General features: G+C 49.6%; 21 protein-coding genes and 1 pseudogene. 9 read left to right on the top strand and 13 right to left on the bottom strand.

The window, feature by feature from the left end; all coding sequences use genetic code 11:
- Window positions 1-13 precede the first annotated feature (13 nt).
- Window positions 14-823, bottom strand: coding sequence for an exodeoxyribonuclease III (gene xthA / locus AC4PME_RS10370; RefSeq protein WP_490710337.1), 810 nt, complete (start codon window positions 821-823; stop codon window positions 14-16).
- Window positions 824-911: 88 nt separating this feature from the next.
- Window positions 912-1,493, bottom strand: a complete 582-nt coding sequence (locus tag AC4PME_RS10365) for a hypothetical protein (protein WP_490710338.1) — start codon at window positions 1,491-1,493, stop codon at window positions 912-914.
- A gap of 84 nt (window positions 1,494-1,577) precedes the next feature.
- Here AC4PME_RS10365 and AC4PME_RS10360 point away from each other — a divergent pair, with 84 nt between their 5' ends.
- A complete protein-coding gene (locus AC4PME_RS10360) occupies window positions 1,578-4,130 on the top strand; it encodes an HWE histidine kinase domain-containing protein (RefSeq protein ID WP_490710339.1) in 2,553 nt (850 codons plus the stop codon).
- Between the two features lie 99 nt (window positions 4,131-4,229).
- Entirely contained in the window at window positions 4,230-6,344 is a 2,115-nt protein-coding gene (locus AC4PME_RS10355) for a two-component system response regulator (RefSeq protein ID WP_491045523.1), read from the top strand.
- Window positions 6,345-6,349: 5 nt separating this feature from the next.
- Here AC4PME_RS10355 and AC4PME_RS10350 read toward each other — a convergent pair whose 3' ends face one another.
- Window positions 6,350-6,820: a hypothetical protein gene (locus tag AC4PME_RS10350; protein ID WP_490710341.1), complete on the bottom strand. Its 471-nt coding sequence runs from the start codon at window positions 6,818-6,820 to the stop codon at window positions 6,350-6,352.
- Window positions 6,821-6,831: 11 nt separating this feature from the next.
- Entirely contained in the window at window positions 6,832-7,632 is an 801-nt protein-coding gene (locus AC4PME_RS10345; RefSeq protein WP_491045522.1) for a hypothetical protein, read from the bottom strand.
- Window positions 7,633-7,808: 176 nt separating this feature from the next.
- Here AC4PME_RS10345 and AC4PME_RS10340 point away from each other — a divergent pair, with 176 nt between their 5' ends.
- Together AC4PME_RS10340 and AC4PME_RS10335 are read left to right on the top strand one after the other, a co-directional pair.
- The gene (locus tag AC4PME_RS10340; protein WP_119501577.1) at window positions 7,809-8,210 is read left to right on the top strand and encodes a DUF2750 domain-containing protein; all 402 of its coding nucleotides are present in this window, start codon (window positions 7,809-7,811) and stop codon (window positions 8,208-8,210) included.
- Window position 8,211: 1 nt separating this feature from the next.
- Window positions 8,212-8,595, top strand: coding sequence for a SufE family protein (locus AC4PME_RS10335; protein ID WP_491045521.1), 384 nt, complete (start codon window positions 8,212-8,214; stop codon window positions 8,593-8,595).
- Here AC4PME_RS10335 and AC4PME_RS10330 read toward each other — a convergent pair.
- Window positions 8,588-9,010 carry a hypothetical protein gene (locus AC4PME_RS10330; protein WP_119501575.1) on the bottom strand — a complete coding sequence of 141 codons (423 nt, stop codon included), beginning with the start codon at window positions 9,008-9,010 and terminating at the stop codon, window positions 8,588-8,590. The genes AC4PME_RS10335 and AC4PME_RS10330 overlap by 8 nt on opposite strands.
- 38 nt (window positions 9,011-9,048) lie before the next feature.
- Window positions 9,049-10,302: a glycosyltransferase gene (locus tag AC4PME_RS10325; protein WP_491045520.1), complete on the bottom strand. Its 1,254-nt coding sequence runs from the start codon at window positions 10,300-10,302 to the stop codon at window positions 9,049-9,051.
- Window positions 10,303-10,565: 263 nt separating this feature from the next.
- On the opposite strand from AC4PME_RS10325, the gene AC4PME_RS10320 reads away from it, so the two are divergent.
- On the top strand, window positions 10,566-11,411 hold the full coding sequence (locus tag AC4PME_RS10320; RefSeq protein WP_491045563.1) for an HDOD domain-containing protein: 846 nt from the start codon (window positions 10,566-10,568) through the stop codon (window positions 11,409-11,411).
- Window positions 11,412-11,441: 30 nt separating this feature from the next.
- On the opposite strand, the gene AC4PME_RS10315 is transcribed toward AC4PME_RS10320, so the two are convergent.
- A complete protein-coding gene (locus tag AC4PME_RS10315) occupies window positions 11,442-12,257 on the bottom strand; it encodes an acyl-CoA thioesterase (protein ID WP_491045519.1) in 816 nt (271 codons plus the stop codon).
- Between the two features lie 90 nt (window positions 12,258-12,347).
- Between AC4PME_RS10315 and AC4PME_RS10310 the strand changes: the two genes are divergently transcribed.
- Complete coding sequence (locus tag AC4PME_RS10310) at window positions 12,348-13,139, top strand: alpha/beta fold hydrolase (RefSeq protein WP_491045518.1); 792 nt, start codon at window positions 12,348-12,350, stop codon at window positions 13,137-13,139.
- Here AC4PME_RS10310 and glgC read toward each other — a convergent pair.
- Complete coding sequence (glgC, locus tag AC4PME_RS10305) at window positions 13,136-14,407, bottom strand: glucose-1-phosphate adenylyltransferase (RefSeq protein WP_119501571.1); 1,272 nt, start codon at window positions 14,405-14,407, stop codon at window positions 13,136-13,138. The two genes, AC4PME_RS10310 and glgC, sit on opposite strands and share 4 nt — an antisense overlap.
- Window positions 14,408-14,543: 136 nt before the next feature.
- Here glgC and AC4PME_RS10300 point away from each other — a divergent pair.
- The 3 genes and pseudogenes from AC4PME_RS10300 (at window position 14,544) to AC4PME_RS10290 (ending at window position 17,389) form a co-directional block, all read left to right on the top strand.
- A pseudogene (locus AC4PME_RS10300) lies at window positions 14,544-15,526 on the top strand (nucleoside hydrolase).
- A gap of 41 nt (window positions 15,527-15,567) precedes the next feature.
- The gene (locus AC4PME_RS10295) at window positions 15,568-16,101 is read left to right on the top strand and encodes an SRPBCC family protein (RefSeq protein WP_119501569.1); all 534 of its coding nucleotides are present in this window, start codon (window positions 15,568-15,570) and stop codon (window positions 16,099-16,101) included.
- Between the two features lie 79 nt (window positions 16,102-16,180).
- The gene (locus AC4PME_RS10290) at window positions 16,181-17,389 is read left to right on the top strand and encodes an MFS transporter (RefSeq protein ID WP_491045517.1); all 1,209 of its coding nucleotides are present in this window, start codon (window positions 16,181-16,183) and stop codon (window positions 17,387-17,389) included.
- Window position 17,390: 1 nt separating this feature from the next.
- On the opposite strand, the gene AC4PME_RS10285 is transcribed toward AC4PME_RS10290, so the two are convergent.
- From AC4PME_RS10285 to AC4PME_RS10265, 5 genes are all read right to left on the bottom strand, one after another.
- On the bottom strand, window positions 17,391-18,308 hold the full coding sequence (locus AC4PME_RS10285; RefSeq protein ID WP_119501567.1) for a hydroxymethylglutaryl-CoA lyase: 918 nt from the start codon (window positions 18,306-18,308) through the stop codon (window positions 17,391-17,393).
- Window positions 18,298-20,280, bottom strand: coding sequence for an acetyl/propionyl/methylcrotonyl-CoA carboxylase subunit alpha (locus AC4PME_RS10280; RefSeq protein ID WP_119501566.1), 1,983 nt, complete (start codon window positions 20,278-20,280; stop codon window positions 18,298-18,300). The genes AC4PME_RS10285 and AC4PME_RS10280 overlap by 11 nt, the downstream gene beginning before the upstream one ends.
- Complete coding sequence (locus AC4PME_RS10275; protein ID WP_119501565.1) at window positions 20,273-21,079, bottom strand: enoyl-CoA hydratase/isomerase family protein; 807 nt, start codon at window positions 21,077-21,079, stop codon at window positions 20,273-20,275. The genes AC4PME_RS10280 and AC4PME_RS10275 overlap by 8 nt, the downstream gene beginning before the upstream one ends.
- Before the next feature lie 12 nt (window positions 21,080-21,091).
- Window positions 21,092-22,699 carry a carboxyl transferase domain-containing protein gene (locus AC4PME_RS10270; protein WP_491045516.1) on the bottom strand — a complete coding sequence of 536 codons (1,608 nt, stop codon included), beginning with the start codon at window positions 22,697-22,699 and terminating at the stop codon, window positions 21,092-21,094.
- A gap of 13 nt (window positions 22,700-22,712) precedes the next feature.
- Window positions 22,713-23,243: acyl-CoA dehydrogenase family protein (locus tag AC4PME_RS10265; protein ID WP_491529583.1), on the bottom strand; the 531-nt coding region annotated here is incomplete at its 5' end.

Raw genomic sequence — 23,243 nt, 5'->3', positions numbered from 1 at the left:
ATGACCTCGTTAGTTAAATATCATACACCGTCCAGATGGGAGCATGATCAGACGGCTTTTCAATGCCGCGCAATTCGTAATCAATGCCGGTTTCCTGAAGCCCTTCATGAACAGGCTTTGTTGCCAGGATATGGTCAATGCGTAGACCCCGGTTGTCGTTAAATCCTTTTGAGCGGTAATCGAACCAGCTGAACTGGTCGCTTACTTCCGGATTTTTTGCTCTGAAGCTGTCGGTCACGCCCCAGTCGTAGAGTGTGTTAATCCACTCCCGTTCTTCCGGTAAAAAAGAACATTTGCCGGTTTTCAGCCAGCGTTTACGGTTATCCTCGCCAATGCCAATATCATTGTCTGCCGGTGAAATGTTCAGATCACCCATAATGATGACGTTGTCATCCTGACTATAGTGGCCACTGAGATACCCCATTAAATCGGCATAGAATTTACGCTTCGCCGGGTACTTGGTTTCATGCTTTTCATTCTCGCCCTGAGGAAAATAGCCATTCAGTACCCGTACCGGCTGACCATTTTTACCGGCTAACGTCACCATGATCATGCGGCGTTGAGCGTCTTCTTCATCAGTGGGAAAACCGTATTGCACATCCAGCGGCTTCTCTTTTGTGAGCATAGCCACGCCGTAGTGACTCTTCTGTCCGTGGAAGAAAACGTGGTAACCCATCGCTTCCACATCAGCGACAGGAAACTGCTCGTTATGCACTTTGATTTCCTGCAAACCGATGACATCCGGCTGGTGTTTTTCAATCAGTGCAGACAGCTGATGTAACCGCGCACGGATCCCGTTAATGTTAAAAGATACTACTTTCATGAAATTCACTGTTAATTAATTTATTGCAATCATAGCAAAACCGCTGTGCTGCCTGAAGACAGGCGCAGGCGATTTTGCAGCTTTTGAGTTAAGCAGGTTCACTGTAGTGTGAGGCAGTATTAATGATACTTTCAAAAACCTGTCTGGCAGCGTCTCCCGCATCATCTTCGTTGATATTATTGGCACCGGCCCAGTCAGTAGCGCCTGCTTTAAACGTTTCCCAGTTTGCGCCGGTTTCTGCCATGGCACGGTAGTATTGCTGCGGTAAACCGGGATGGCGTGACTGCAGCCAGCGACTGATAATACTGCCGCCCATGGACGATCCCATCCAGACATAACTGAATGCCAGCAGGCTGGTGGGTGACTGAGATGATAATGCAGATTTAAACTCAGGCTGTTCTTTCTGCCCCCCTAAAATTTGCAGGTCCCGGTTAAGTGCATCAATGACATCATCGACTATAATCAGGTGACGTATTTCATCAGGTAAGCGGGCCACGAGAGGCGCTGCATAAATGTGAAAAGCCCTTAATACAGACAAGGCTCTGCCATAATGCAGCGGACTGAACGCTTCACTACGCATCTGGTAACAAAACGGGTAGGTGGCTTCTAGCTGCTTGTGAGGTTCTGACGACGATTCTCTGAGTGTTAAAAATAGTTTATTTATATTCATCAATAAGTTGATCTGATATTCTGAAAACGTTGTAAGACATTAAGCCGTAAAAAATTCTAAAAGTCATAAGCACGGTTCAAAGACATGGATAACGCCACTTCATCAGACTTCACTGTCGATCTGACTAATTGCGACAGAGAACCCATTCATCTGCCGGGCAGCATACAATCTTTTGGTTGTCTGATTGCTGTGCGCGCCGACTGGTTGATTGCATTTTGCTCAGCCAATTCTGAACATTATCTGGGTGTGCCTGCGGATGAAGTTGCCGGAGAACCGCTGAAAAACTGGTTTGACAAAACGACGTTACACCATATCCGTTCTTCCTTACAGTCTTCCATGATTACCGGCAGAAATGAACGGTTGTTTGCACAAAAAGTTGTGGCTACCGGACTGACTGTTGATATCTCTGTTCATCATAACGGTCTTTATACGTTGATAGAGCTGGAAGAAGTGCACAGTGAACGCAAAGCCGATGAGCAGTTTGTGCGATCTCTGCTGACACAATTTTACCGTGCCGCCGACAGCAAAGAACTCATTGATCAGGTTGCCCAGCAAATACAGCTTATCACCGGATATGACCGGGTCATGGTGTATAAGTTCCTGCCGGACGGGGCAGGTGAAGTGGTGGCTGAAAGTAAGCAATATAAGCTGGAGCCTTTTCTTGGCTTGCGTTACCCGGCTTCAGACATCCCTAAGCAGGCCCGTGCTTTGTATGTGAAAAACCTGCTGAGGGTGATTGCTGATGTGGATGACACAACGGTGCCGGTGTTACCTGTTATGAAGGGGGCTGACAGTCAAATTGATATGTCATTTTCCACTCTGCGTGCGGTCTCTCCCATCCATATCGAGTACTTGAAGAACATGGGGGTGAAAGCCTCACTGTCTGTTTCCATTGTCATTAACGGTAAGTTGTGGGGTTTGTTTGCCTGCCATCACTACAGCCCTAAAGTACCGTCGTATTATCAACGGACGGAACTGGAGTTATTTGCTGAGGTATTTTCCCTGGAGTTGTCGTCACGGTTAATGACAGAGCAAAGTGTCGAACGGGACAGAGTGCGGCATGTTCACAACCGGATAATGTCGACCATTCCGACCTCCGGTTCGCTGGCACAGGGCATTGCTGAACAGTTTCCTGTCATGCGCGACCTGATAAAATGTGACGGTATTTGCGTCATTGTAGACGGTGAAGTACGCAGCGAAGGGCATGGTCTGGAACCGGATAACCTCAAGAGATTGTGCCGTCAGTTGAACGCACTGGCACCCAGTGAAATTGCCGCCATTGACACTCTGGCGAATTTTATGAGTGGTTATCAGACTGATGTTCACGGCATTGCCGGTGTGCTGGCGGTCCCTGTATCAAAAAGTCCCAGAGATTATTTGCTGTTTTACCGACAGGCACAGACCAAAACCGTAAGCTGGGCAGGTAATCCGGAAAAACCGGTGGTGGCCGGCCCGAATGGCGCCAGACTCATGCCAAGAAGCAGTTTCGACGTCTGGCAGCAAACCCACAGTGACAGTTGTCACGAGTGGCTTGAGCAGGAACTTAATGACGCAGATTCATTGCGGGTGACACTTCTTGAAGTAATGATAAGACACATTCAGGAAAGGGACAGTATCCGCCTGCAGGCTGCACGAAAACATGAAATTCTGATATCGGAACTGAATCACCGGGTACGGAATATTCTGAATCTGGTTAATGCCATTGTGATGCAAACTGAGCAAGCCGGCAGAACACTGGATGAATTTATTCAGGTTCTCAGTGGCCGTCTGGTTGCTCTGGCATCCGCTCATGATCAACTTACTGCGTCAGACTGGACTGATATTTCTTTCCGAAAATTACTGGAAACTGAGATTCAGGCCTACGTGAATTTATCTAACAGCATCGAGCTCCATGGTGAGGATGTGTTGATAGCGCCTTATGCTGCCACGCCTCTGGTGCTGGTAATGCATGAAATGTTTACCAATGCGGCGAAATATGGCGCGCTTTCGAACTCAGGTGAAAAGGGCACGGTGTCTGTCCACTGGTCTGTATCGAAAAAATCTGAGTTGATCATCCGTTGGGAAGAAACTGGCGGTCCTCCTGTCTCGTTGCCGGGTAAAGACAGTTTTGGTATGACAATGATACGGAATGTCATTCCTCATGAGCTTGAAGGCGAAGTGGACATTGAGTTTTCTCCGGGCGGCGTAAGAGCGACACTGGTGATCCCCCATCGTTATCTTGTCGTTAAAGACACCTTAGCGGACAATGAAAATGAAGCAGCGGTTGCACAACCCGATACGTCTTTGAGCATGCCGGAACATGCTCTGGTAGTCGAAGATAGTCTGGTGATTGCCCTTGATATGCAAAAAAAGCTGAAGGCACTTGGTGTTCAGAATGTCGCTGTAGCAGGTACGCTCGCCGCAGCACGCCGTTCTGTTGAAGGGCGCGAACCCGGCCTGGCTGTTTTTGACGTGCATCTGGGTAATGAAACCAGCTTTGATCTTATCAGACAGCTTTCGGTCAAAGGTATTCCTGCCATTATCGTCAGTGGTTATGGTGAGGATGTAGACATCCCGGATGAAATAAAGCATGTACCGGTGTTAACCAAGCCGGTCACCGGGCAGGATTTAATCACTACTCTGGCGCAAATCTTGTAAGACTGATTGACGCAGTCTTCATTCATGATTAAGAGTAATGTGTAACTTAGCGTCAACCGTCGTCTTCAGATGTATCCGGCGGTGATAACAGGAGTAGTGATGAGTTTACTGGAAAATAAGCGGGTACTGGTGGTGGAAGATACCACTATTGCTGCAACCTATCTGGCCCGCGAACTTACTCATATGGGCGCTGAAGTCGTCGGGCTTGCCCGCTCAGAGTCACAGGCCGTTGAAATGGCCGAGGAACTCAAACCTGAACTTATTCTGATGGACATACATCTGGCCGATGGTGGAAGTGGTATTGAAGCCGCGCGGATCATTGCCAGTAAAATTGTTGCGCCATTGATTTATACGACGTCGTTTTCTGACGACACTACATTAAGCCAGGCACTGGAAACGTCGCCATATGGCTACATTGTTAAACCCTTCGATACTAAAACACTGAAAGTCAGTTGTGAAACTGCGTTAAAGCGGTTTGAACTGGAACAGAAAATTGTGTTCAACACGGCGCTGCCTGAAATTCAGCGCGAAACTGCGGCGCCTGTCAGTCGCGGTGAGGTCTTAACAAATGAAACAGAGAAGAAACACCGCCTTTCTGATGTGATTTTCGATCAGTTATCCGAAGGGGTCGCTATTATTGATGACACCTTTATTGTCACAGAGGCAAACCGCTCACTGGCAACCTTGTTGACCGGTGATGTGTCTACCCTGAGAGGGCAGGATATTACCCGATATGGTTTTAACCATGATCTCTTTTCACGTTGTGATGAACTGGCACAGTCTGATCGTGTATACCGTCATAAATTATCACTGCGAAACGGCACGGAAGCGATGTTTCCCGCTTTTATTACCCTGTCATGCCTGGATGTTGGAACGGGCAGGCAACAATACATCCTTACGGTTTCTGACATATCAGATTTGTCCCGTGCAGAGCGTAAGCTTGAGGAACTGGCGTTCCGGGATCCGCTTACAGGGACAGGAAACCGCAATTATCTGAAGCTGTTGTTGGATGAGGTGAAATTTTCACGCTGTATCCAGTCTCTGATTTTTATTGATTTGGATGGTTTTAAACAAATTAATGACCGCTACGGTCATGATATTGGCGATGCCTTGCTGGTAACCTGCGCTCAACGCCTGCAGTCTGAACTGAGAAACACAGATACATTAATCCGCCATGGTGGCGATGAGTTTGTTGTCCTTGTTCAGGACAACGCTGACATACTAACGCTGACACAAAAAATGCTGGTGTCTCTGGCTAAACCTTATCATTGTCACAGTGTGCCACTTTCTGTCACTGCCAGTATTGGTGTTGCTGATTTTGATATGCAGGACAGCACAGAAGATTTGCTGAAACACGCTGATATCGCTATGTATGAGGCGAAAAAGCAGGGTAAGAACCAGACTGTGGTTTACTCCTCTGATCACGAAACTGCCATTGAATACCGTTTGCTGGTGGAAGAGAGTTTGCTGGCTGCTATTAAAAATCAGGATTTGTACGCCAGTTTTCAGCCTATTGTTGACGGTGAAGGCAATGTTGTCGCTCTTGAAGCCCTTTGCCGCTGGCGGGGGAAAGATGTAAAAGACATGCAGCCGGATACGTTCATTCCCGTGGCCGAAGAGACGGGTTTGATAAATCCTTTAGGTTTAAAAATGTTGAGGGAAGTATGCATTGCAAGCGGAATGCTTGAAGCACAGGACTTAAGTCACATCAGGATCCACATTAACGTGTCGTTGTTGCAGCTCAGTTCAACAGCGTTGGTGGATCAGTTTGTCACCTACTTTGCGGATTTCAATGTATCGCCGTCATCCGTGGTGATCGAAATTTCAGAGCGGGCTATCGTCGATGCCGGCGCTAAGCGTATTATCCGGGCGCTGGAAGATTATGGGTTTACAGTGGCGCTGGATGATTTCGGACATGGCCTTGTGGCCTTATCCGAATTAACGGATAACCGGGCGTCGGTGATAAAATTCGACGGTACCTGGCTGGCCAGACTGGAAGATGAACCAATGCGGTTACTGGCGGCGTCGCTGGTGGATTTAAATAAGCGTTTGGGTAAATCAGTTATTTTTGAAGGCATCGAGTCTCCCGCACAGGCGGCATTTGCCAGAGAGGTAGGGGCAGATTTATTCCAGGGCTTTTTATATGCCAGGCCAAAGTCTCTGACGGAAATCCTCAGAATGCTTGCGCCTGAAGAGGCACGTGTTGCCTACTAAAGTGGTTATTCTAAAGGATTGATAGCTGCCAATGATTGCTGCGGAGTTATTGCCGTATTTTGAATGCGGGGATAGCCGAAGCAATCGGGGCAGGGCATATCATGTAACGCTTTGAACAATGCCTGCTCATGGCCGGTAGATATTGAAAACGTGCAGAATGACGGGTTGGTTTCCATCATAAACAGACAAAAATCAACAACAGGCTCATGTTGATCTAAGTAATTTTGCAGTTCGTTAAAGCAGACCAGTGCTGTGTTTATCAGTGTCTGAAACTGTAAATCAATATCGGAAAACGCATTTTCAGTGATGTCCAGCCAGGGAAACTGCACCGTAATGGTTTTCTGCGACGGTGCGCCGGCAGGGAGTGCAGCGCGGTACAAAATGAAAGCTCTTTCATTAAATGAGATACGGTGTAATGTCAGAAAGTCATCGGGCAGTAATGAACAAAACTGACTCTCTGGTGCTGTTATTTCCATCTTACTTTGTCTTACCGGTATTCGTCTTCTAAGTTTTGCTGGTCAACGTACATGGAGATAGGAAATTTATCATAAATATTGTTGTCATCTCCATGCATAGAATGAACAACAAACAAGTTGTTTACCGGTACGCCGTTTGAACCGGCAAAAACATTAATAAATTCTTTCACCAGTACGTGGCTGTTAATTGTGGTCTCGTCTGTGATCTGCCTGGCCAAATCATTGATCCGGTCCAGGCATCCTATGAATTCGTCCAGTAACGAAACCAGCTCTATGCTTCGTGGCGTTTCTTTCAAAACCGACGCTCTGAAATCCGTGGGGCCACCGAGAAAATCACGGTCGATATACGCTTTGATTTCGTAGCGGCGGACAGCGTCAGGTGAGTCATATACAGGTTGCCCGCTTATTTCAATTTCGTGGACGCTGATCCCGTAATAAGATACATAGTCGTACAAACTGTCTACAAACCGGTAGGCGAAAGAACGCTGATATTCAATTTCCATGCGCCTGGTGATCCGGTTGATTTCGGAGCGGTCCTGGATGCTGGCCTGCACATGCCGTTTGATTTGTGCCGTAAACGTCCGGCCACTAAGAATATAATTATTCACAGCGGCGTTAAGCCGGGTCTTTGCGTCAATTAATCGTTCAGGGTGAGCATCGTCGAGGTAGGCAGTTCCCACGGCCTTGAGTGCTTCTGTGATCAGGCCGTAATTAGTTCTGACCAGTTTGTATTTATGCCGGATAGCATAAGCTGAAGATAAACGTTTTCTTGCCCGTTTTAACTCCCGGAATTGTTCTTCATCGAGAGGCATTGAGGCCGCATGTGCCGGCGAAAGGATACAATAGGATGAGCTCATCAATACGTTACTCAGTTAACGCAATCTTTAATCACAATTATGCAGATTAGCACGGAAAGGCGGGAGTTTATATTAGTTTCCCGGCCTCTCTGTAGGTATAATCCGCCGGAAATTATTTATGTGAGAAAATTATGTTCCCGGATACCGTATCTGAAACTTTACCTGAAATTGTACAAAGCCAGGCCGCATCGTTGTCACCGGAAGAACGTACTGCGTTGTTTCTTCAGTACTCTACCAAAGCACAGTCAGTGTGGCTGGTAAAAGGAGAGGAAGGCTTCGTGATGTTCGAAAATGACGGTGCGGTGGTGTTGCCCGTATGGCCACATAAAGATTTGATCAATACATGGGAGGTGGCAGCACACACCACATTAACAGCGGAGAAAGTGGCGCTGGACACGTTCATGGAAACCTGGTTGCCCGGCATGGCTGCTAACAATACTCATGTGTGTGTTTTCCCTCTTACCAGTGACGATGCCGGCATTATCATGACAGCTTCTGAACTGGCAGACAGCCTGCAAGAAGAGACAAAGTAAAATGACCCTGCCGCCGCTTGCCGCCGGGGTCAGTGAGGCCCGTGGCTGGGATAACGTCATGCGACATATTATGCTGGCAGGCAAGCATCTACCGGCGTTGCCTGAATCTTTACGCTCTGCCGGCAACAAAATTGCCGGTTGTCAGAGTAATGTGTGGCTGGACGTAAATACGGAAGACGGCGCCTCGCCATTTCTGGCATGGTCTGATTCGAAGGTGATAAGAGGCCTGTTGGCGGTAATGCTTGAAAAAGCTGCTTTAAGCGGGCCGCTGACCGTTGCTGAATGGCAGAAATTCTTGCAGCAGGCAGGTCTTGACCGCTATCTCAGTGAGTCACGCACCAGTGGTTTGCGTTATGTTATAGCCGCGCTTGCTGATCCTAAATGACACGATTGTCCAGGATGCGTTCTAACACGCCGTTAAAACAATCAATATCCGGCTCGTTAACATCGCACTGGAAGGGCAGTTGCCGCGAAATGCGTTTTACCTGTTCGGTGTCATCGACATAACTGTATACACAGGCGTGAGTGAACAGAATTTCCGTCCATGCGGAGGGTAACGGTGAAGAGGAACGGATAAATGCGTCAATATAAGGCAATAAGTCGTATTCAGCCTCAGCAGACAAGCTGGCGATATATTTCACTGCGTCGTTGGCTTCATCTTTTAAACCGTACGCCCGCCCGTACTGGATGGAACTGACAGCTTCAGCCACTCCCTGACAAAAATATACATTGTCATCTTCCTGTGCACTGGCAGAGCAGGACAACAGGGTAAGTAGTAAGGTGCTGATCAGTGTTTTCATTCATCTTTCCTGAGAGGCTGACAAGTTAAGCATAGCAACTATTGCCCGTGATGTTTATTTTTTGCCTCTATCCATTGTGACATAAATTGTGAAGCCCGCAGTGACTGGTGCCATACCATCGCCTGTAAAAACCATTGCCGGCGATCGGCGTGAAGGCGCTCGCGGCGGGCATTAACTTCACCAAGGAGCATTCGCTGGTGTTTTACTGAGTCAAAATGACTGGCCGCAAAACGTTTACCATCTTCTGACGCTTTCAACCATCGCTTTTCATCAGTATATAGTGTGACAGCAGATTCAACAAAGTCTTCGTTGGTATGTGTAACCATACCGGGCCAGGTTTCATGTGTACCAATCCCTTCCGCACCGGTTGTTGTGGTAACAGAGGGCGTACCGCATTGCATGGCTTTCACCAGTTTTCCTTTTACGCCGGCGCCAAATCTTACGGGGGCCAGCATTATCCGGTGAGATGCAATGGTTTCATCTGCATTCTCAGCCCATCCCCTGACGTGAAATCCTCTGGCCGGATTATGCAAAGCCATTGCCTTCTTCGGAGGATACGCGCCGTATATATTCAGGTTAATGCCCGGCAGACGCTTTCTGACAGCCGGCCAGAGTTGTTGTAGCTGAAGTACCGCATCCCAGTTCGGGGCATGCCGGAAGTTGCCGATAAAAACAAAATCTGAGCGGGCATGGAAGTCTGGCAGAGGTGTCCGGCACCCGGTCGTAAGCAGCGGCAGGTGCAGTAATTGCTCCCGGGGTATCGGGAAATTGCTTTGCAGCCAGTTCATTTCCCGGTCAGAAATGATGAGCGTCAAATCACTTCGCAGAATGGCGGCGACCTCCCTGATAGTCATGTCACTGAATGTGCCGGGAAAGTTGTCTGATTTGTGGCCACTTTTGACCTGTTCGTGACGCTGATGTCTGAGGCTGTGCAGGTCCTCCGTATTCAGTATGCGCATGGCGTCCGGGCAAGCGCCGCGCACTCTTGCACTGAACTGCTCTTCAGTCATAAAGCGGTCGAACACCACCACATCCGGCGAAATAGCGGCAATACGCTCATCGAAACTGCTGCAATTCAGTGCCACACTTTCTGTCGTCAACCCGTCTAAATCCAGATTGGCGCAATGTTCAGACGCGTTGGCGGCAGTCATAAATACCACCCGCCAGCCATCATTCAGGAAGCCGGTGATAATACCCATCATGTTCTGTCCCGCTGCTGAAGAGTCAGGCTCTGGCCACACAAAACCGATAATCACAGCCACAGGCCGGGAAGATGAAAACGCAGTGCTCACAAGGTGTTCCGCTAACAAAAGACAGTATGTTACCAGACTCAGGGCAGGGTATGCATTTTAAGACTTATGTATCTGGTCATACGTCGTCTCTTTTATACCTTTACGTTAAACTTCAAATAATTCCCGGGCCCGTATTATTTAAGGCCTTAAACTGAAAAAGTGTGGCATGTTACGATTTCCTGGCCTATACATGTAAACAGCGAGCTGAAAAAAGGAACGCCTGCTGAACAAGGTCTACAGGATATTGCCGGAGTATTGTTGTGATGAATGCACAAGATATTGCAGAAAAAGCGAGTGGGGTGTTTGTACTGCCAGATGCAGTGACCCGGTTAAAAGAGTGTATGGATGACAACGCAGCCAGCATTGAAGACATTGCTGAAATCATTGCTTTTGACCCGGGGCTTACCAGTCAGATGCTGAAAGTCGCTAACAGTGCGTTGTACCGCTTCCCCAATAAAATTGAAACCATCAGCCGTGCACTGCAAGTCATCGGGACACGTTCAGCCTACGACCTTGCGCTCGCTTACGGTATTACCCACGCATTCAGTGATATCAACGCCAAAGTTATCGATCTGGACAAATTCTGGGAGCAGAGCGTCAGTTGCGGTTTGCTGGCAAAATATTTTGCTGAAAACAAACGCATCCGCGAACCTGAGAAACTGTTTGTGTGCGGTTTACTGCATAACATCGGAGAGCTGGTGATTGCATCAGAGATGCCTCAGGAAGCGAAACGATGCCTGGCGTTTAATGCCAGAGTCAGTCCCGCTGAATTGCAAAAAGCCATTCTCGGCTTTACCTATGCTGAATTGTCATCTGCACTGGTGCAGTGCTGGGGGATCCCTGAATCTATTTATCGTCCGGTATCGCTGATCCACGACGTCGACAGCGGAGTGGACGATTCCGATACCCTTATTCTGCAACTTAGTTACGTGCTGGCCCTGGATAACGTAAATCCTGAAGTGTATCCGAGCTATCACAATCTCTCTCCGGAGTTGCACGACAGACTGGCGTTGAAGCGGGAAGACCTGGAAGATGCGCTGGATATCACTAACCTGCAGTGTATCAGTGTAATGTCACTGTTTAATCCAAACTCATTTATCCTTTACTGACCGCCGGTTTCCTCCGGCGGCCGCCGTTTGCTAATCAAATACCGCTACCGTTTGCCTGCTAAGGGCAACAACATCATTATGACTGTTCCAGATGGTCGCTTCTGTGTGACCGTATCCGTCTGCAGCCTGACGGGTATGTACCTTATAAGCGAACCAGTCTGTACCACTGACCTCGTGATGAGGGTGAATAAATTCAAGATTCCAGCTCACAGTACTTGCCGGTGCAGGCCATCGCAGCATCTGCAGCAAAGTAGGAGGCCAGGCATCGATCATAGTGATCAAATGTGCATCACTAATGCTTTGGGGCGCTTTCTTAAAACGCATGAAACCATGGTAATGGCTGCCTGATTTTCCTGTGAAAGGCATGCCGCCATCGTCGATAGCCAAATCAAAATGCTGGAAAAATTTAGGCGTGACCTTAGGTATTTGCGGGATAAATTTTGCCTTTTGTGGCCAGGGCATTTCGTGGGTTTCAACATTGTCTACCCGAATCTTTGAGGTCCGTGCCATGCCGAAGCATGCCTGCACAAACACACATGTCTGACCGTTTTGTATAATCTGACCCGTGTACTGGGATACGTTTTTTCCGGTTCGCAGGCAGGTGACCAGAATAGTAAAGGGCTCGTTCAGTAATAAAGGGCCGACAAAGTTAGTGGTGTAAGAGCGTAAAACACGGTCATCATGAACCTGTGTTGAAATGGCCTGATAGGCCATGCCGGCGGAGATCCCGCCAAATGCAGTGCGGCCCTGGGCCCAGTCCTTTGGTATGATTAACGGGTCACTCTGCCATTGATTTTCGGCTGTAGCAGACATTTCCGGTACAGCAAGCAATTCATCTACGTGCATAATTCTTCTGGTCGGATGAGTTTTGTTGTATCCTAGCAGAGTTTTTACACTTCGCCAATTTTACGGTTTCAGGAAGAGTCCGGACGACTTATGACAACAATTCATTTTGCCCATGCCAACGGGTTCCCGGCAGCCACATACAATACCCTGTTTTCAGCGTTACCGGCAGACTGGAACGTGCTGGCGAATCCTCAGTTTGGCCACAAGCCAGAATTTCCTGTAGCCGGTAACTGGCAAAAACAGGTTGATGAACTTGTCTGGTATCTGGATTCGCAGGAGCAATACCAGCCTGTCTGGCTCGCCGGACATTCATTCGGAGCCATGTTGTCTTATATGACCGCTTGCCGTTATCCGCAAAGAGTAAAGGGGGTGATTATGCTGGATCCCCCGATGGTGTACGGGGCTAAACAATGGTTGGTGCGCGGGGCGAAAAAACTGAATCTGATGGACAGAATAACGCCGTCACGGCTTGCGAAAATTCGCCGGACGCACTGGCATGAGGATGATGATCTGGAAGGATACTTTGCCGGTAAAGCACTGTTCAGAAATATGGATAAACGTTGTATCCGCGATTATGTCGCCGCCGGCACGGTGAAGGACGGAGAAAACCGCAGACTGACTTTTGACAGACAAGTAGAAGCTGAGATCTTCCGTCATTTCCCCCATAATCTGCACCAATTTTCAGGCAAATTGCAGTGCCCGGGGCTGATGGTTGCCGGTTCCGGATCGGATGTGGCAAAACCGTCAGACAGAGCCAGATTCGTTAAAGACAATGCTCTGGAATTCCGGATGTTCGATGGCGGTCATATGTTCCCCCTCGAACAACCGGAAAAAGTCGCTGAAATCATTACAACCACGATTCAGCGCTGGCAGGCGGGCTAACCCCCTAAACCACCAACAGGCATGCCCAGCATTTCGCGGGTTACCAGTACAACACCTTTATCAGACACACGGAAACCCCGGGCGCGGTCTGCCTCATGGTCGTAGCCGATAACAGTGCCTTCGGGCACCACACAACCCCGGTCAATGACGACTTTCTTCAGCCGGCAGTTACGCATAACTTCAACATCAGGCAGGATCACCGCTTCTTCAATGGTGCTGTAAGAGTGCAACCTGACATTTGAGAAGCACAGACTTCTGCGCAGCGTTGAACCTGAAATAATACAACCGCCTGACACGACGGAATTAATGGCTTCACCCCGTCTGCCGTCTTCATCCCAGACGAATTTCGCAGGGGGCAATTGCTCCTGGTACGTCCAGATTGGCCATAAACGATCGTACAGATTCAGTTGCGGCACCGGCGCAACCATTTCCATGTTGGCTTCCCAGAAAGAATCAATAGTACCCACATCGCGCCAGTAAGCCTGTTCATCACCGGATGTTTCAAACGGGTAGGCAATTACCGTATGGTCTTTAATGATAGAAGGGATAATGTCTTTACCGAAATCACGTTGAGAGCCTTGCTTTTCAGCATCGCGGCGCAATTGCTCGAACAAAAACTCTGTATCGAAAATATAATTACCCATAGATGCCAGACAGCGAGTGCTGTCACCGGGCAGAGGAGTAGGGTGTTCAGGTTTTTCTTCAAAGCCCAGAATACGCATATTTTCGTCAACCGACATAACGCCAAATGCCCCGGCAGCTTCCTGAACCGGTACCGACATACAGGACACCGTCATTTTTGCGCCGCTTTCAACGTGGCGGGCAATCATCGGGCCGTAGTCCATACGGTAAATATGGTCTCCGGAAAGGATCATCACATATTTGGGTAACTCATCGCGGATAATATCGATGTTCTGGAAAACCGCATCTGCAGTCCCTTCATACCAGCTATCGGAAAACCGCTGGGATGCTGGTAGAATCTCGACGGATTCGCCAAGTTCTTTTTTAAAGTGTCCCCAGCCCCGCACCAGGTGGCGGATGAGTGAGTGTGATTTGTACTGCGTTACCACACCAATCCGGCGGATACCGGAATTAACACAATTAGATAACGGAAAATCGATAATGCGAAATTTGCCGCCGAAATAAAGGGCAGGTTTTGCCCGCCAGGTAGTCAGTTCATGCAGTCTCGACCCCTTGCCGCCGGCAAGAATCAGCGCGTAAGTGTCCCGGGTCAAATTACTGATATAGCGTGAACTGTTATCAGCCATGTTGGTTCTCCATTTTATCAGCACGTTACGGCTGTGCCTGAAAGACAAAAGCAAAAAGTAACATTTGGACAACACTGTCACAAATGATTAACTCCATATTACACAAGATAAAATTTAACGCCAGATAAGGATTTTTATGCCGGCTAAATTAACCAGAACCCCGGTGATTTTCGATCACGACGGCGGTATCGACGATTTATTATCTCTGATGCTTTTACTGTCAATGGACCATGTGGATCTGTTGGGCGTGACGATTACCCCGGCAGACTGTTATCCGGATGATGCACTGTTAAGTACTTTAAAAATTTTAACGCTTACCGGTAACGGGCATGTGCCTGTAGCCACCGGCAATATCCCGGGGCCCAATCCGTTTCCCCCTGAATGGCGGGCTCAGCCAAGGGTTTGTCACAGCATGCCTGAAATGCTCCGGACACAGGAAATCACTGATAATGTGCAATTTGTCGCGGCTGATATCTGGATTGAGGAAACATTAAAGCAGGCAGAATCACCGGTAACGGTGCTGATGACAGGGCCGTGTACAAATTTATCTGCAGTTTTGTCCCGTCAGCCAGCTTTAAAACCCGCAATCAAAGAAGTGATTTGGATGGGGGGGCCATTGATGTGAAGGGGAATGTGGCAATGCACGACCATAACGGTACCGCAGAATGGAATGCCTACTGGGATCCCTGTGCAACCCGTACGTTAATTCAAAGTGGCGTTAATGTGTGTCTGGTTCCCCTTGACGCCACAAATGCGCTCCCGGTTGACCGGGCGTTCCTGATCCAGCTTGCGCAATCACGCACCCCGGTGGCGGATCTGGCAGGGCAGTTCTGGGCCGCAACGGTCACCGCTATCCCGTCTTACGAATTCACCTATTTCCTGTGGGACATACTGGCGACGTCCATCGCAGGATTACCGGAAACGGCATTTTCAAAAACGTCAGGGTATGTTAACGCATCTGTTTCGACCCCTGATGCAGGACGCATTTTCAGATGTGAGAAAAGTGAAGGGCACAAAGTAAACTGGATTGACCGGGTTGACGCAGATGCCGTCAGAAAATATGTCGTTCAGCAATTTTCCGGGACGTTTGACACATTTCCTGCTGCAAATGTTAATTAAGTGTTATATATTTTGAGTGAATATCAACACGGAGATTGAAAATGGCGTGGCTGAAAAAAACGCTGGTGACAATAATAGTGCTCATTTTCGTGCTGACAGGCATCGGGTTTCTGTTACCTTCAGATTATCATGTCGAACGCAAAATCATGATCAATGCCGCGGCTGAAGACATTTATCCCAATGTGGTTAATTTAAAAGCATGGCCCCAGTGGGCAGTGTGGTTTATGCGTGACCCTGCCATGCAGGTTTCGTTCAGCGGCCCTGATCGTGCCATTGGCATGCAAACGGCCTGGCTCAGTGAAACTCAGGGCGACGGTGAGATGGAGATTACCGGTTTGCAACATAACCGCGTGATGACCTACCGGCTCTATTTTCCTGATTACGAAATGGGGTCGACCGGTGAATTTACACTGGAGTCTGTTGAAGGAGGCACGCTGGTCACCTGGAGCGACAGCGGGGATATGGGCATGAACCCGGTAAACAGGTATATGGGATTGATGATGGATGGCATGATCGGACCTGACTTTGAACTGGGGCTCGAAAACCTGAAAACCGTTGTGGAAAATCAGAGTTAGTCTCTAAACCTGAGTATATAAACTGATCCGACAACCGGAAGAATGGCGTTCATGGCGGTCATTACATGCGATATAGTGAATGTTACGACCGCCACGGAGTCTTGCTGCGTTGTACCCGAAAAATAAAATCCTCGTCATCGCCTCACTGGCTGCTAACAAACTGGCGGATTTGCTGATATCCGCTAAAACAACGCTGCCTGCATTACTTTTGTCATTGTCTGCGCCTGTATGGATGATTAGCTGGCTGGTGCCTGTGAGAGAATCCGGTGCTTTACTTCCACAGGCATTCATCGGTGTTTTACTGCGGCGTTATCCTGCAAGGCATCAGGTGTGGCGTTCCGGCATGATTGTGCAGGCGCTTTCAGTGACCGCAATGCTACTCAGTGCGCTGTATCTCGAAGGCGTCGTGGCCGGTTCGGTGGTACTGGGCAGCCTGATTTTATTGAGCCTGGGACGGGCTGCCTGCTCACTGACTATGAAAGACATCCAGGCGGACGTCGCTGATAAAGGAGAGCGGGGCGATTTACTGGGGATAGCTTCCACTGTGTCAGGTGTACTGACACTTTGTCTTGCTGTACCGCTAATTTATTTCAAATCAGCACTGGGACAAACCGTTGTTCTGATGATTATTGCACTGGCTCTTGCCGCGTTTGTCGCAGCGTTGTTCATTCTGTTGCCGGTGAAAACCCGGGTCAGTGTCGAAGACAATCAACAGGACAGCTCCGGTTTTTCTTTTTCTCAGTTTGATAGTGTGGTGTACCGCTTCATCGCAGTCAGAGGCCTCTTTGTACATTCAGCGCTGGTCGCACCGTTTTTTATGCTGGAAGGCGACGCTGACAGTCAGTCGCTGTTACCGTTTTATCTGGCTGCTCAGGCCGCTGCAACCATGCTGTCCTCGCTGGTTTGGGGCAGGGTGGCAGATAAAAGTGCCAGACTCAACCTTCAACTGGCAGGAATACTGGCTGTCCTTGCCTGTGCCGGCCTGCTCATGGTCAGTATTGACAGTCTGTGGTGGCCAGCCTGCTTATTTTTCGTGTTATCCGTTGCCCACACCGGCGTGCGTACAGGCCGGAAAACCTACAGTCTGGATGTGAAGGAGGGGCAGCAACGCACGGAACTGGTGGCCTTCTCGAATACCGCTATTGGTATTATATTGCTGCTATTCGGGGCCACTTATGCTGCACTGGGAGAGGTATTGCCCTTCAGTGTCGTTTACATCATGGCCGGCTTTCTGATTGCCGGTGTGGTGATGACACTGATTTTACCGCAGGAAAAAGCGCCGGACTGAGTCAAAGCGCCGGCTCATCAGAATGTAGTGCTGCTGCCACTTTGCTTTGGGCTTTCCTGTTGATGATAAGGCTTACAGCCCGACTTGCTTTCAGCAATGCGGTCATATCGACGCCGGTATCAATGCCCATGCCATTGAGCATATACAGCACGTCTTCTGTAGCAACATTGCCGCTGGCGCCTTTGGCGTAGGGACATCCCCCCAGCCCCGCAACGGCACTGTCAATGATACTGACACCATGCTGCAGAGCCACAAGTATGTTTGCCAGAGCCTGTCCGTAGGTGTCATGAAAATGCACTGCCAGTTGTGGCAGCGGTACTACCTCTTTAACTGCTTCCAGCATTGCTGCTGTTGCCAGCGGTGTACCGGTTCCGATGGTATCGCCAAGTGATATCTCATCACATCCCATGGCAGTGAGAGCCGAAGCCAGACGCGCTGTGGCAGCTGGGGCAATGTACCCTTCATAAGGACAACCCAGTACACAGGATACATAGCCCCGGACTGTCAACCCCTTTGCCTTCGCTTTGCTGACAACCGGTTCAAATCTGGCAAGACTTTCATCAATGCTACAGTTGATGTTTTTTTGTGAGAAGGATTCTGATGCTGAACCAAAAACAGCTACTTCTTTTACATTTGCCGCCAGTGCCGCTTCCAGCCCCTTTTCGTTGGGTGTCAGTGCACTGTAGGTGACGCCGTTAACTTCAGGAAGTCCGGCAAACACCGCGGCGGTGTCTGCCATTTGCGGAACCCAACGCGGGGAAACAAAACTGCCAGCTTCAAGGCGTCTCAGTCCGGCTTCAGTGAGCATTCCCAGCAATGCTATTTTCTGTTCAGTGGTCACCGGTGCAGACTCATTCTGCAGCCCGTCTCTTATCCCCACCTCAACCAGTGTTACCTTGCGGGGGAGTTCATTCTGCATCAGGGGTAAACTCCAGCAAGACACTGCCGCCGTTAATCATGGTGCCCGGAGAGCAGAAAAGCGTTTCCAGTGTGCCATCGCAGGGCGCTTTGATGCTGTGCTCCATTTTCATTGCTTCCATGATGACCAGAACGGTATCTTTTTTTACTTTGGTGCCGGCTTCAACAGGGCAGGCGACAATCGTGCCGTTCATCGGTGCAGTGAAGGTGTTTTCTGTACCGCTTCCTTCATCAGAGCCCTTATCCGGTTTGATTTCGTTAAAAGTCAGGCAGCCTTGTTGCGTGAAAATCGTGCGGGTTTCTCCGTCCTCAGAAACGCGTATGGTTTGTAAATGATCGTTAATGTTTAACTGTAACGTGTCTTTCAGCCATTTACCGTTTGCACGCAGTGCGTTGCCATCAATGGTAATCAGCCAGTCGTCGCTTTCCTGTTCAGGCCAGCGGATGTCCACCGCGAAGTTGTCTGTTCCGGCAATAGCCAGTTGCAGTGTTTTCTGATAGATTCCGTTCATCCGCCATGATGAGGGTGTTTCCCATGGAGATGTAACGGTGGTCTCTTCCCGTGGCAATATGCAGATCAGTGCCATCATTGCCAATTGTTCGTCACTTACTTTTTTGCTTTGCCGCAACGACGCAGTGTGTTTGTCGATGAAAGTGGTTGTCAAATTGGCTGCGATAAACTCCGGGTGAGTGGCCAGCCTGTGCAGATAATCCACATTGGTGGTTACTCCGGCAATATGATATTGCCGTAAGGCTGTCGCCAGGCGTCTGAGTGCCTGTTCCCGGTTTTCATCCCACACAATCAATTTTGCGATCATCGGGTCGTAAAACACGGAGACTTCATCACCGCACCGGACACCGGTATCCACCCTGACATAACGGGAGGATTGCGGCGGAGTATGATCTTTGAGGATGCCGGTTTCCGGTAAAAAGCCGTTATCCGGATCTTCAGCGTAGAGACGGGCTTCAAAAGCATGGCCGTTTATCGTAAGTTCCTGCTGTTTTTTCGGCAGTACTTCACCTTGTGCGACCTTGATTTGCCATTCCACCAGATCTTCACCGGTGATCATTTCCGTCACAGGGTGTTCAACCTGCAAACGGGTGTTCATCTCCATGAAATAAAAACTGTCATCTTCATCAAGGAGAAACTCCACTGTGCCGGCACCTTCATAAGCAATGGCTCTGGCTGCCTGCAGTGCCGCTTCACCCATCTGAGAGCGCAGTGCTTCCGTCATGCCGGGAGCGGGGGCTTCTTCAATGATTTTCTGATGACGGCGCTGTAAGGAACAGTCACGCTCGAACAGGTAAACACCATTGCCGTGCTGATCGCAAAACACCTGGAACTCCACGTGACGGGGGCGGGTGAGGTATTTTTCCACCAGCATAATATCGTCACTGAAGCTGGCCATAGCCTCCCGTCTGGCAGCACTCAGAGCGTCAGTGAATTCTTCATCTTTCCAGACCTGCCGCATGCCCTTACCGCCACCACCGGCTGCGGCTTTCAATAATACCGGATAGCCCATTTCTCTGGCAGCCTGAAGTAATACTCCATCCGCCTGGTCATCACCGTGATAGCCCGGGACAAGCGGAACACCGGCTTTTTCCATAATGGATTTGGCCGCTGATTTTGAACCCATCGCACGGATGGCCTCAGGCGGCGGACCAACGAAAATAATATTGTTGGCACGGCAGCTTTCGGCAAATGCTGCGTTTTCAGATAAAAAGCCGTAACCGGGATGGATGGCATCTGCACCGGTTTTCAGTGCAGTATCAATAATGACATCACCACGAAGGTAACTGTCTTTTGACGGGGCTTCGCCTATTTTTACCGCTTCATCAGCCATCGCAACATGCATTGCGTTTTCGTCGGCAGAGGAATAAACCGCCACCGTTGCTATGCCAAGTTTCTTAGCCGAGCGGATAACACGGCAAGCAATTTCACCGCGATTAGCAATCAGAAGTTTATTAATCATTACTGCTCTCCTGCCACTGCGCCGGGCGCTTTTCCAAAAAAGCGGTTAACCCTTCCTGGCCTTCATCAGATACGCGGATATCCGCGATTTCCTGACTGGTTTCCTGCATCAGGTTTTCGTCCACCGGGCGGAATGCCACATTGCGCACCAGCGCTTTTGCTCTGGCCATGGCCACGGGACCATTTTTAAGCAATTGAGAAACGAGAGTTTCTACCGTGTCATCCAGTTCGTCTTCGGTGACCACTTCACTGAGCAGGCCCAGTCGTCTGGCACGGCGGGCTGAAAATACTTCTGCGGTCTGGAAATATCGGCGACACACACGGGCACCCATCGCTTCAATGACATAAGGGCTGATGGTGGCGGGTATAAGACCAATCCGGACCTCACTTAAGCAAAATTTGCTGAGTTTGGTACCCACGGCCATATCACAACAGGCAATCAGACCTATTGCGCCACCGAAGGCTGCACCCTGAACTCTGGCAATAACCGGTTTTGGCAGGGTATTCAGTTTGTTGAGCAAAGTGGCAAGGGCGAAAGCATCCTGCTGATTTTCCTCCACAGAATAACCAGCCATTTTTTTCATCCAGCCGGCATCTGCACCGGCACTGAAAGATTTACCTTCAGCCCGCAGGATCAAAACACGAAGGTGATTGTCCTGAGCGGCGGTGTCTAAGTAATGAGATAACGCTGCAATAATGGTGTCATCAAACGCATTGTGCTTTTCCGGCCGGTTCAGTGTAATGCTGGCAACGCCGCGCTCATCAATATGGTACGTCACGAAATCGGTTACAGGTTCCATGATCCGGACTCCTTACATGCGGAACACGCCGAAGCGTGTTTCTTCAACGGGTTTATTCAGGGCGACTTTCAAACTCATTCCCAACACTTTGCGGGTATCGGCAGGGTCAATCACACCGTCATCCCACAGGCGCGCGGAAGCATAGTAGGGGTGTCCCTGCTTTTCATAAGTATCGATAACCGGTTGCTTAAAGGCCTGCTCTTCATCGTCAGTCCAGCTTTCGTTATTACTTTCTTTCTGGTCACGTTTCACCTGAGCCAGTACGCCTGCAGCCTGTTCACCGCCCATCACTGAGATTCGGGCATTCGGCCACATAAATAAAAAGCGCGGGTCATAAGCGCGTCCACACATGCCGTAATTGCCGGCGCCGAACGAGCCACCAATGAGAACAGTGATTTTCGGCACTTTGGCGCATGCTACTGCGGTGACCATTTTCGCCCCGTGTTTGGCAATGCCGCCAGCTTCGTATTGTTTACCCACCATGAAACCGGTGATGTTCTGCAGGAAGATAAGCGGAGTCTTGCGTGTTGCACATAACTGCACAAAGTGCGCGCCTTTCAGCGCACTTTCGCCGAACAGAATGCCATTATTGGCGACAATACCCACTTCCATACCGAAAATGCTGGCAAAGCCGCAAACCAGTGTTGTGCCGTAGAGGGGTTTGAATTCATCAAACTCAGAGCCGTCTGTGATCCTGGCTATTATCTCTCTGACATCATAGGTTTTCCGCGAGCCTTCCGGCACGATGCCGTAGATGTCTGATGCCGGATAGCGTGGCTCTTCCCAGTGTTGTTCTGCCACCTGATACCGGTTTTGCCGGTTCAGTCTACCGACAGCATTGCGTGCCAGCTCCAGTGCATGATGATCGTTATTAGCGAGCTGGTCGGCAACGCCTGAAGTACGGGTATGCACATCGCCACCGCCCAGTTCTTCAGCACTGACCACTTCACCGGTTGCTGCTTTTACCAGCGGAGGACCGCCGAGAAAAATGGTGCCCTGTTCGCGTACAATAATACTTTCATCGGCCATAGCCGGTACGTACGCACCACCGGCGGTACAGGAGCCCATTACCACGGCGATTTGCGGAATATTTTGCGCTGACATATTGGCCTGATTAAAGAAGATCCGGCCAAAGTGTTCGCGGTCGGGAAATACTTCATCCTGACGGGGCAGGTTAGCGCCACCGGAATCTACCAGATAAATACAGGGCAAATGATTTTCTTCCGCGATGGTTTGCGCCCGTAAGTGTTTTTTGACTGTGAGCGGGTAATAGGTACCGCCCTTCACAGTGGCATCATTAGCAACAATCATGCACTCCAGGCCGGCTACGCGCCCGATCCCGGCGACTACGCCGGCGCAGGGTACGTAATCGTCGTATACCTCCCAGGCTGCAAACTGTCCGATTTCCAGAAACGGAGAGCCTTCATCCAGAAGAACGTTTATACGTTCACGGGCCAGTAGTTTCCCCCTGGCATGGTGTTTATCCACGGCTTTTTCGCCGCCGCCCTGAGAAATCTGAGCGACTTTGGCTTTAAGATCGTCTGTCAGCCGGCGCATACAGGCGGCATTATCTTTAAATTCTGCCGATGCAGGATTTACAGTAGTATGCAGAACGGGCATAACCCCTCCTTACTTATTCAGATTCTTTGAACAGTTCGCGGCCGATGAGCATCCGGCGGATTTCAGAGGTACCTGCGCCAATCTCATAAAGTTTCGCGTCGCGGAGTAAACGTCCCGTAGGGTACTCATTGATATAGCCGTTGCCACCCAGCAACTGGATGGCGTCCAGCGCCATACGGGTAGCCAGTTCCGCCGAGTACAAAATGGCGCCGGCAGCATCTTTTCGTGTGGTTTCCCCGCGATCGCAGGATTTAGCAACGGTGTACACGTAGGCCCTCGCGGCGTTCATCTGTGTGTACATGTCGGCAATTTTGCCCTGTACAAGCTGGAATTCACCGATTGACTGACCAAACTGCTTCCGGTCATGAATATAGGGTACGACGATGTCCATACAAGCCTGCATAATACCCAGCGGACCACCGGACAGAACAAGGCGCTCATAATCCAGTCCGCTCATTAAAATACGGACGCCTTCGCCTTCTTTGCCCATCAGGTTTTCTGCCGGTACTTCACAGTCTTCAAACACCAGTTCACAGGTATCGGA

Source organism: Alteromonas sp. (assembly GCF_984505615.1).
This window is presented reverse-complemented; position numbering and strand designations above follow the sequence as displayed.

Excerpts from the sequence above, each read along its gene's own strand:
- xthA (WP_490710337.1), bottom strand. The coding sequence starts at position 823 with ATGAAAGTAGTATCTTTTAACATTAACGGGATCCGTGCGCGGTTACAT.
- AC4PME_RS10365 (WP_490710338.1), bottom strand. The coding sequence starts at position 1,493 with ATGAATATAAATAAACTATTTTTAACACTCAGAGAATCGTCGTCAGAA.
- AC4PME_RS10360 (WP_490710339.1), top strand. The coding sequence starts at position 1,578 with ATGGATAACGCCACTTCATCAGACTTCACTGTCGATCTGACTAATTGC.
- AC4PME_RS10355 (WP_491045523.1), top strand. The coding sequence starts at position 4,230 with ATGAGTTTACTGGAAAATAAGCGGGTACTGGTGGTGGAAGATACCACT.
- AC4PME_RS10350 (WP_490710341.1), bottom strand. The coding sequence starts at position 6,820 with ATGGAAATAACAGCACCAGAGAGTCAGTTTTGTTCATTACTGCCCGAT.
- AC4PME_RS10345 (WP_491045522.1), bottom strand. The coding sequence starts at position 7,632 with ATGCCTCTCGATGAAGAACAATTCCGGGAGTTAAAACGGGCAAGAAAA.
- AC4PME_RS10340 (WP_119501577.1), top strand. The coding sequence starts at position 7,809 with ATGTTCCCGGATACCGTATCTGAAACTTTACCTGAAATTGTACAAAGC.
- AC4PME_RS10335 (WP_491045521.1), top strand. The coding sequence starts at position 8,212 with ATGACCCTGCCGCCGCTTGCCGCCGGGGTCAGTGAGGCCCGTGGCTGG.
- AC4PME_RS10330 (WP_119501575.1), bottom strand. The coding sequence starts at position 9,010 with ATGAAAACACTGATCAGCACCTTACTACTTACCCTGTTGTCCTGCTCT.
- AC4PME_RS10320 (WP_491045563.1), top strand. The coding sequence starts at position 10,566 with ATGAATGCACAAGATATTGCAGAAAAAGCGAGTGGGGTGTTTGTACTG.
- AC4PME_RS10315 (WP_491045519.1), bottom strand. The coding sequence starts at position 12,257 with ATGCACGTAGATGAATTGCTTGCTGTACCGGAAATGTCTGCTACAGCC.
- AC4PME_RS10310 (WP_491045518.1), top strand. The coding sequence starts at position 12,348 with ATGACAACAATTCATTTTGCCCATGCCAACGGGTTCCCGGCAGCCACA.
- glgC (WP_119501571.1), bottom strand. The coding sequence starts at position 14,407 with ATGGCTGATAACAGTTCACGCTATATCAGTAATTTGACCCGGGACACT.
- AC4PME_RS10295 (WP_119501569.1), top strand. The coding sequence starts at position 15,568 with ATGGCGTGGCTGAAAAAAACGCTGGTGACAATAATAGTGCTCATTTTC.
- AC4PME_RS10290 (WP_491045517.1), top strand. The coding sequence starts at position 16,181 with ATGTTACGACCGCCACGGAGTCTTGCTGCGTTGTACCCGAAAAATAAA.
- AC4PME_RS10285 (WP_119501567.1), bottom strand. The coding sequence starts at position 18,308 with ATGCAGAATGAACTCCCCCGCAAGGTAACACTGGTTGAGGTGGGGATA.
- AC4PME_RS10280 (WP_119501566.1), bottom strand. The coding sequence starts at position 20,280 with ATGATTAATAAACTTCTGATTGCTAATCGCGGTGAAATTGCTTGCCGT.
- AC4PME_RS10275 (WP_119501565.1), bottom strand. The coding sequence starts at position 21,079 with ATGGAACCTGTAACCGATTTCGTGACGTACCATATTGATGAGCGCGGC.
- AC4PME_RS10270 (WP_491045516.1), bottom strand. The coding sequence starts at position 22,699 with ATGCCCGTTCTGCATACTACTGTAAATCCTGCATCGGCAGAATTTAAA.